Source organism: Devosia sp. (assembly GCF_040509215.1).
GTDB lineage: Bacteria > Pseudomonadota > Alphaproteobacteria > Rhizobiales > Devosiaceae > Devosia.
This window is the reverse complement of record NZ_JBEVLL010000047.1, coordinates 1-9,501: the sequence shown is the minus strand read 5'-3', so window position 1 is coordinate 9,501 and position 9,501 is coordinate 1. Positions and strand designations below refer to the sequence as shown.

The following is a 9,501-nucleotide window of genomic DNA, read 5'->3' as shown; positions in this document are numbered from 1 at the left end:
CGATCGGGCACCGATCTGCACCCTGCCATCTGCGATAGCGATCGCCGCATCGGGATCGGAGTCGATGCCGACGACCCAGTCGCCCTCAGGCAAAGTAGCATCGACAGGGTCGATCCGGCGATTGAACCAGACGAGCACTTCGTCGTCCTTGTACTTGAGATGCATCCCAAGCACTGACGCGCCGCCGTCGTTCCAGTCGCCCTCATTCATCTCGCGCCCTTCCGGATGCAACCAGGCCACGTCGCGGAACCCGTTTCTGTCCTGCCCCGAAAGGAAGTGATCGTGACTGATCGCGGGATGCGCCTTGCGGAAGGCATTGATGGACGCGACGAAATCCACCAGTGATCCGTCGCCGCCCTCCCAGTCGAGCCAGGTGATCTCGTTGTCCTGCGCATAGGCGTTATTATTGCCCTGCTGGGTGCGGTACATCTCGTCGCCCTGCTGGATGAGCGGGGTACCACGCGACAGGAACAGCGTCGCCAGCAGTGCCCGCACATCGCGTTTGCGAGCAACATTGATTCCCGGATCGTCGGTTTCGCCCTCGACGCCACAATTCCACGACTGGTTATTGCTGTGCCCGTCGCGATTGTTCTCGCCATTCGCCTCGTTGTGCTTGTCGTGATAGCTCACGAGGTCGCGCAGGGTGAAGCCGTCATGTACCGCCAGCATGTTGACGCCATGGTGCGGCTTGCGGCCGGCAAAATTGAAGATTTCGGCCGAACCCGACACCTTGCCGGCCAGCGCCCCGATCTTGGCCGGCTCGCCCTTCCAGAAGGCGCGCACTTCATCGCGGAACGTGTCGTTGTGCTCCTGGAATTCCTTGCCGAACTTGCCAAGCGCATAGCCGCCCGGACCCGGATCCCAAGGCTCGGCCACCAGAATGCACTTGGAGAGCACCGGGTCGGCCTTGATCTTCCTGAGCATCTCCGCTTCCGGGTTGAACCCGGGTTCGCGACCCAAGACGGTCGCGAGGTCGAAACGGAAACCGGACACGCCCATTTCCTCGACCCAATAGCGCAGGCTCTCGATCACCAGCCGCTGCACGGCGGGATGATCGCAACGCAGTGTATTCCCGGTGCCCGTATCGTTGACGAGGTGCTGTTTCCCATCGACTTCGACGAAGCGATAATAGGTATGCGCATCGAGACCCATCATGCTCAGCATCGGGCCCTGCGCATCGCTCTCGCCGGTGTGGTTGTAGACCACGTCGAGGATCACCGAGATGCCGTTCTTGCGGTAGAGATCAGTCATCACCCGCAATTCCTGCGGGCCCCTCGGCGCCAGCCGCGGATCGATGGCGAAATAGGCCACCGGATTGTAGCCCCAGGCATTGGTCAGCCCCAGCGCCGGCAGATGCCCTTCGTCGATCCAGGCCGCCGTCGGCATGAGCTGGATCGTATCGACGCCCATGTGCTTGAAATGATCGATGACCCACTTGGTCGTCAGCGCCGCAATGGTGCCACGCAGCGGTCCCTGCACGCTGGGGTGGCGCATCGAGAACCCGCGCACATTGAGTTCATAGAAGAGACTCGGCGCCTTCTTGCGCGGCAGTGCGTTCTCATTGCCGTCGCCGACCACGATGGCCTTGGGGATCAGCGGCGCCGTATCGACTGCCTCTTCACGCGGCAGGCGAAGGCGCGGCGAACGCACGAAAACCCGGTCGAGCCTGCGTGCATAGGGGTCGACCAGCAGCTTGTGCGGGTCAAAGAAGTATCCCTGGTCCGGGTCATAGCGCCCATCAGCCCTGAGACCGTAACGAGCGCCAGCCCCGATGCCGGCGATCAACCCTGCGCGAATATTGTCGGCATGAACATCGAGCTCGAAGCGCTCGATTTCCTGGTCCTGCTCGTCATAGAGCGAGACCCAGATGGCCGTGGCGGCCTCGGAGTAGACTGCGAAATTCACGCCATCGGGCGTGATCGTGGCGCCGAGCTTTTCGATGCTCCCGGCGCCGGGAACGAGTTGTGGACCGGTCACAGGAGTGCGCTCAAGTAATGACGCTGGGTTCGGTACGCCCTGTCCGGGCCTTGATTCCGGCAAGATCTTCGGTGATCCCGACAAGAGGCTCGAGGGCGCGCTGGACGTCGAGATCATGGTTTCCATTGGGGGGCTCATACTGTTCGAGGTAGACCCGCAACGTCGCGCCTACCGTACCAGTTCCTGAGAGCCGCAGGACAATTCGCGAACCGTCCTTGAAACCGATGCGAATGCCCTGTTTTGCACTCGTCGAGCCATCCACCGGATCGTGATAGGTGAAGTCATCCGCATAGGCGACTTCCAGCCCATTGAGCACCTGCCCCGGCAGCGCCGAAAGCCGCCCGCGCAGGTCATCGACCAGCGCATTGGCGATGGCGCTGTCGACTTCCTCATAGTCATGGCGCGTATAGTAATTGCGCCCATAGGTCGCCCAGTGCTCGCGCACGATGGCGTCGACGCTTTCCTTGCGCACGGCAAGGATATTGAGCCAGAGCAGCACAGCCCACAGGCCATCCTTCTCGCGCACATGGTCCGAGCCCGTGCCAGCGCTCTCTTCGCCGCAGATGGTCACGCGGCCGGCATCGAGGAGATTGCCGAAGAACTTCCAGCCCGTCGGCGTCTCGTGCATCTCGATGCCGAGCTTTTCCGCCACGCGGTCCGCAGCGGCGCTGGTCGGCATGGAGCGGGCAATACCCGCAATCCCTGCCCTATAGCCCGGCGCCAGATGCGCATTTGCGGCCAAGAGCGCCAGCGAGTCCGATGGCGTCACGAAGCGGTTCTTGCCGATGATGAGGTTGCGGTCGCCATCACCATCCGAAGCCGCGCCGAAATCCGGCCCTTCCGGCGTCATCAGCAGGTCGTACATGTCCTTGCAGTAGACGAGGTTCGGATCGGGGTGACCATGATTGAAGGTCGGCGACGGCACGCCGTTCTTCACCGTCCCCGCCGGAGCGCCAAGCAGACCCTCAAGGATCGCCTTGGCATAGGGCCCGGTGATCGCGTGCATGGAGTCGAACGTCATCGTGAAGCCCGACTTGAACAGGCCGCGAATGGCCTCGAAGTCGAACAGCGTCTGCATCAGCGCCGCGTAGTCCTTCACGGGGTCGATCACCTCGACCACCATGTCGCCGACCTGCTGCGTGCCGATCTTTTCCAGATCGATATCGGGCGTATCCAGCGTCTTGAAACTGTCGATCACCTTGGTGCGGGCAAAGACCGCATCGGTGATCTTCTCGGGCGCCGGCCCGCCATTGCCGATATTGTACTTGATGCCGAAGTCGCCCTCCGGCCCGCCCGGATTGTGACTCGCGGAGAGAACAAGTCCGCCGAAGGCCTTGTAATGGCGAATTATATTGCTCGCCGCCGGCGTCGAGAGCAGGCCACCCTGGCCGACCAGCACCTTGCCAAAGCCATTGGCTGCAGCGATGCGGATCGCCTTCTGGATGGCAACGTCGTTGTAGAAGCGCCCGTCGCCGCCGATCACCAGCGTCTGGCCGGCGAGCCCTTCGAGGCTATCGAAAATCGACTGGACGAAGTTCTCGAGATAGTTGGTTTGCTGAAAAACCGGCACGCGCTTCCGGAGGCCCGAAGTGCCCGGCTTCTGGTCGGCATAAGGCGTCGTTTTAATGGTCTGTATCGTCATCGGCTTTCAGTCCAATCAGCGATGCGTAGATTTGGGCATAGCGGGCGGCGCTGGATTCCCAGCTCACATCCGATTTCATCCCGCGCCTCTGCATCTTCTTCCAGCTTTTTTCGTCGGCATAGAGTTCGAGTGTGCGCCTTATGGCATTGGCCAGGGCTTCCTCGCTCGGGGGCGCAAACTGCACCCCCGTCGCTACCTCGGCCTGCAATGCGGCAACATTGGCGTCGATCACCGTGTCATTGAGCCCACCCACCCGACTGACGAGGGGAATACACCCGTAGCGCAGCGCATAGAGCTGCGTCAGGCCGCAAGGCTCGAAGCGCGAGGGCACCATCATCACGTCGGCCCCGCCCTGCACCAGGTGGCTCAGGCGTTCATTGTAGCCGGTTACAAGGCCGACCCGGCCCGGATGCCGCATGGCCGCGCTGCGCACCGCATTTTCCAGTTCCGCCTCGCCCGAGCCGAGCACGGCAAGCTGCGCCCCCGCGTCAACCATCATGTCGATGCATTCGACGAGGAGGTCGATGCCCTTCTGCCAGGTCAGGCGGCTGACCACTGCAAAGAGCGGTCCATTGGTCGGCTCCAGCGCAAACGCCTCCTGCACCGCCGCCTTGTTGCTGGCGCGGCTACCGAGGGAATTGGCCGTATAGGTCGATGTCAGGTTCGGATCTGTCGCCGGATTCCAGGCATCCATGTCGATGCCATTGAGCACGCCGAACACCGTGCCGGAGCGATTGTTGAGCAGCCCTTCAAGCCCCATGCCGAAGGCCGGGGTCCTGATCTCGGCCGAATAGGTCGGCGACACGGTCGTCACCACATCGGCGCATTCGACACCCGCCTTGAGGTAGCCGACGCCGCCGAAATATTCGACGCCTTCCATCGAAAAGGCGTGCGGCGGCAGGCGCAGTTGCGCAAAGATGTCCGCGCCGAACGTGCCCTGAAACGCCATGTTGTGGACGGTTATCACCGTCTTCAGCGTCGCCGATGGCCCATATTTCACATAGGCCGACACGAGCCCGGCCTGCCAGTCATGGGCATGGATGACCTGTGGCCGGTAGCCTTCCACCAGCCCCAGCCCCAGTTCCGCCGCCACCCAGGAGAGCGCGGCAAAGCGCTTCCAGTTGTCGGGCCAGTCCCAGCCGTCGGGCCCCATATAGGGATTGCCCGGCCGATCATAGAGCGCCGGTGCGTCGAGCACGATCAGGTCGAGCCCCTCGGCACGGCCGGCAATCAGCCGTCCGGTTACGCCGAAGAGATCGCTGAAATAGTAGACCTCGCGCGATTGCCCGAGCTTGGCCATCACGGCGGGATAGCCCGGCACTAGCGTCCGCATGGAAACGCCATTCTTCGCGAGCGCGGCCGGCAGGGCGCCGGCCACGTCGGCCAGCCCCCCCGTTTTGATCAGCGGATAGACTTCCGAAGCAACGGAAAGAACCTCGATCATCGATCAGCCAGATACCGATTGACCATCGCCTGGGTAACGAGGGTCACCCCGTCCTCCGTCCGCCGGAACCACTTGTCGTCAAATTCCGGATCCTCGCCGACAACCAGCCCTTCCGGGATGGAAACGCCGCGATCTATGACGACCTTCTTGAGCCGTGCATTGCGTCCGATATCGCAATAGGGCAGCACCACCGCTTCATCGAGCACGGAATAGGAGTGCACCCGCGAACCGGTCGAAAGCAGCGTACGCTGCAAATGACCACCCGAAATGATGCAGTCGCCCGACACCAGCGAATTGACCGCCGAACCGCGGCGTCCATCGAAGTCGTGCACGAACTTGGCCGGAGGAGTGATCTCCGCATAGGTCCAGATCGGCCAGTCGCGATCATAGAGATCAAGCTGCGGGTTGATATCGGTCAGGTCGATATTGGCCTTCCAATAGGCGTCGACCGTACCCACGTCGCGCCAATAGGAAACCGTCTCGTTGCTGGAGCGCACGCAGGAGCGCGGGAAGCGATGCGCCCAGGCGGTGCCGTTCTTGACGATATAGGGAATGATGTCCTTGCCGAAATCGCGGCTGGAACCTTCCGTCGCCGCGTCGCGGCGCAGTTGTTCCATCAGGAACCGCGTCTCGAACACATAGATGCCCATCGAGGCAAGAGCCATGTCCGGCTTGTCCGGAATCCCCGGCGGGTCCTTCGGCTTTTCGACGAAATCGACCACCCGGTCGCGCCCGTCGACATGCATCACGCCAAAGCCGGTCGCTTCCATGCGCGGCACTTCGAGGCAACCGATCGTCACGTCGGCGCCGGTGTCCACATGCTGCCGAAGCATGATTTCGTAGTCCATCTTGTAGATGTGGTCGCCGGCCAGCAGCACGATGTAGCGCGCGCCGTAATCCTCAATGATGTCCATGTTCTGGTAGACGGCATCCGCGGTGCCCGCATACCACATGTCTTCCTTGACGCGCTGGCTCGCCGGCAGCACGTCAAAGCTTTCGTTTCGCTCGGTGCGCAGGAAGTTCCAGCCGCGCTGTAGGTGGCGGATCAGGCTGTGTGCCTGATACTGCGTCGCCACCGAAATGCGGCGAATACCCGAATTGATGGCATTGGACAGCGCGAAGTCGATGATGCGCGACTTGCCCCCAAAGTAGACGGCAGGCTTGGCACGCCGGTCGGTCAATTCCATCAAACGCGTGCCGCGCCCCCCGGCAAGCACATAGGCCATGGCTTCACGCGCCAATGGAGACGGTACTCGATAGTCAGCCATTCATTTCCCTCCACACCTGCCCGCATTGAAGCGGGACGTATTCACCCAATACGGATCATTCCGGCTCATATTTCAGGAACAGCGTTGCCAGCGGCGGCAGATAGAGTTCCATCTCCGCCGGCATATGCCGCCCCTCGACGGCACGGGCGATCACCGCCCCCTGATTTCCGGTATTGCCCCCGGAATACCAGCCGGCATCCGTATTGATCCGTTCCACCCAGCGCCCCGCATGGGGCACCGGCACCTTGTACCCGCTGCGTGGCACTGGCGTGAAATTGGAGATGACGATCACCGGATCGGCATCCCCCGCCTTTCGCACCCACGCATAGACGGTATTGGTCTGGTCATTGCCGATCAGCCATTCGAAACCCTCGGGCTCGCAGTCGTGTTCGTGCAGAGCCGGCAAGCTGCGATAGGCCGCGTTGAGATCAGCCACGAGCCGGCGCATCCCCTCGTGCGGCGCAGCATCAAGCAGCCACCAGTCGAGGCCCCGGCTTTCCGACCACTCTTCTCGCTGGGCAAATTCCTGACCCATGAACAGCAGCTTCTTGCCCGGATGCCCCCACATGAAGGCGAGATAGGCACGCAGATTTGCGAACTGCTGCCAGTCATCGCCCGGCATTTTCTCGAGCAGCGAGCCCTTGCCATGCACCACTTCGTCATGGCTCAGCGGCAGCACGAAATTCTCGCTGAACGCATAGATGAGCCCGAAGGTCATGTCGTTGTGGTGATAGCGCCGATGGATCGGATTGCGGCTCATGAAACGCAGCGTGTCGTTCATGAAGCCCATGTTCCATTTGAAACCGAACCCGAGCCCGCCATTGTATGTTGGATGGCTGACACCCGGCCAGGACGTCGACTCCTCGGCGATCATGAAGGCGCCGGGAAACTGCCGATAAACCTCGGCATTGACCCGCTGCAGGAAGGCTACCGCCTCAAGGTTCTCGTTGCCGCCATGCTTGTTGGGCACCCACTGCCCCGGCTGACGCGAATAATCGAGATAGAGCATCGAAGCCACCGCATCGACGCGCAGGCCATCGATATGGAACTCCTCGAACCAGTAGAGCGCGCTGTTGGTCAGGAAGGAGGAAACCTCCTTGCGCCCAAAATTGTAGATCGCCGTGTTCCAGTCGGGGTGATAGCCCTGCCGCGGATCGGCATGCTCGTAGAGCGCCGTGCCGTCGAACCGCGCCAGCCCGAATTCGTCGGTCGGGAAATGCGCCGGCACCCAATCAAGGATGACGCCCAGCCCTGCCTCGTGCGCCGCATTCACCAGCCGCGCAAAGCCAGCGGGGTCGCCATGCCGCGCCGTTGGCGCGAAAAGCCCGGTCGGCTGGTAGCCCCAGCTCGGATCGAACGGATGCTCTGAAACCGGCAGGAATTCGAGATGGGTATAGCCCATGTCGGCCGCGTAGGGCACGAGCTGCTCGGCCAGTTGGTCGTAGGTCAGGAACGAGCCATCCGGCCGCCGCCGCCAGGAACCGAGATGCACCTCGTAGATCGACATCGGCGTGCGCCGCCAATCGTGCGTCGCGCGCTCTTCCATGTATTTCTGGTCCGACCAGGTGAACGGGGTCGGATCGGGCACTACCGAAGCCGTGCGCGGACGCATTTCAGCCTGCCGCGCAAACGGGTCCGCCTTGAGCGGTAGAACCTTGCCGTCCGGCCCTACGATTTCATACTTGTAGATTGTCCCCGTGCCGAGCACCGGGATGAACACTTCCCAGATGCCGTTGCGATTGCGCATCGGGTTGCGACGACCATCCCACTGGTTGAACGCACCAACCACCGAGACGCGCAGCGCATTGGGCGCCCAGACCGCAAAATGCGTGCCGTGGATGCCCTCGAATTCCATTTCATGGGCGCCGAGTTTGTCGAACAGCCTGAGATGGCTGCCTTCGCCGATGAAGTAGTCGTCCATCGGCCCGAGCACCGGCCCGAAGGAATAGGGATCGAACACGTCCCACTCCGCGCCGGCATTCTTCGCCCGGAATCGGATCGGCTGGCGCCCGTCGACCTTAACCTTGCCTTCGAACACGCCACCGGCGTGGCGAGGATAGAGGTCCCCAAGCTCCTGCCCGTCGAGAGTAAAGGCCGCGACCGATTCCGCATGCGGAATGAAGGCACGCAGTACCCACTGCCCGTCGACTTCGTGTAAGCCCAGCACGCCGAAGGCATCCCTGTGGCGACCTGCCACAATCTCTTCGACGTCACGGCTATCGGCCTGCCAAGTTTCCCTGCTCACGCCTCATATCCCCCCATGACCGACCGATTCAATGTCGGTGGTCGCAATTCGGAATGGTCGCGGACCACAAATCGATCCGCGACCGCTCTTGTTTTTCTTATGCGGTCTGCACATTCCAGATGTCGGCAGCATATTGCCGGATCGTCCGATCGGACGAAAAGAAGCCGACATTCGCCGTGTTGCGGATGGCCATCGCGTCCCAGCGCGACCGGTCCGACCAGATTTTCTCCACTTTGGCCTGCGCCGCCCAATAGGCATCGAAATCGCGCGCCACCATGAACCAGTCATGGTCGTAAAGCCCGCCGGTCAGGTCGCGATAGCGGTTCGGATCGTCCGGCGAGAACACGCCCGAGGAGATCGCCTCCAGTGCCTCGCGCAGGCGGGGCGACTTGTCGATCATTCCCCGCGGCACTTCGCTGCGGCTGCGCTTGTCCTCGACCTGCTCCGTCGTCAGACCGAAGATGACGATGTTGTCGTCGCCCACTTCCTTGTGCATCTCGACATTGGCGCCATCCATGGTGCCGATGGTGATTGCACCATTGGCCATGAACTTCATGTTGCCCGTGCCCGACGCTTCCATGCCGGCCGTCGAAATCTGCTCGCTGAGATCAGCGGCCGGAACAATCACTTCGGCAAGACTGACATTGTAGTTGGGCAGGAACACAACCTTGAGCAGGCCCCGCACCGCCGGATCATGATTGATCACCCGCGCCACATCGTTGATCAGCTTGATGATCAGCTTGGCGTTCCAGTAGCTCGGCGCCGCCTTGCCCGCGAAAATCTTGACGCGTGGCACCCAGTCCCGCTCGGGATGGGCGCGAATTTCGTCATAGAGCGCCACGGCATGGATGATGTTGAGCAACTGCCGCTTGTATTCGTGGATACGCTTGATCTGCACGTCAAAGAGCGCATCTGGCGACACCGT

6 protein-coding genes are annotated in these 9,501 nt (G+C 61.9%); all 6 read right to left on the bottom strand.

The window, feature by feature from the left end:
* Positions 1–1,977: glycogen debranching protein GlgX (glgX, locus tag ABW043_RS02355; RefSeq protein ID WP_353919637.1), on the bottom strand; the 1,977-nt coding region annotated here is incomplete at its 3' end.
* Between the two features lie 10 nt (positions 1,978–1,987).
* Positions 1,988–3,619, bottom strand: a complete 1,632-nt coding sequence (locus ABW043_RS02350; protein ID WP_353919636.1) for an alpha-D-glucose phosphate-specific phosphoglucomutase — start codon at positions 3,617–3,619, stop codon at positions 1,988–1,990.
* Positions 3,600–5,060, bottom strand: coding sequence for a glycogen synthase GlgA (gene glgA, locus ABW043_RS02345; protein WP_353919638.1), 1,461 nt, complete (start codon positions 5,058–5,060; stop codon positions 3,600–3,602). Before glgA ends, ABW043_RS02350 begins: the two co-directional genes overlap by 20 nt.
* Positions 5,060–6,331 (bottom strand): glucose-1-phosphate adenylyltransferase, encoded by a 1,272-nt coding sequence (glgC, locus tag ABW043_RS02340; RefSeq protein WP_035087315.1) that lies wholly within the window; start codon positions 6,329–6,331, stop codon positions 5,060–5,062. Before glgC ends, glgA begins: the two co-directional genes overlap by 1 nt.
* A gap of 55 nt (positions 6,332–6,386) precedes the next feature.
* Positions 6,387–8,576 carry a 1,4-alpha-glucan branching protein GlgB gene (glgB, locus tag ABW043_RS02335; protein ID WP_353919635.1) on the bottom strand — a complete coding sequence of 730 codons (2,190 nt, stop codon included), beginning with the start codon at positions 8,574–8,576 and terminating at the stop codon, positions 6,387–6,389.
* Positions 8,577–8,673: 97 nt separating this feature from the next.
* Positions 8,674–9,501, bottom strand: an 828-nt coding sequence (locus ABW043_RS02330; protein WP_353919634.1) for a glycogen/starch/alpha-glucan phosphorylase, incomplete at its 5' end; no start/stop codon positions are given.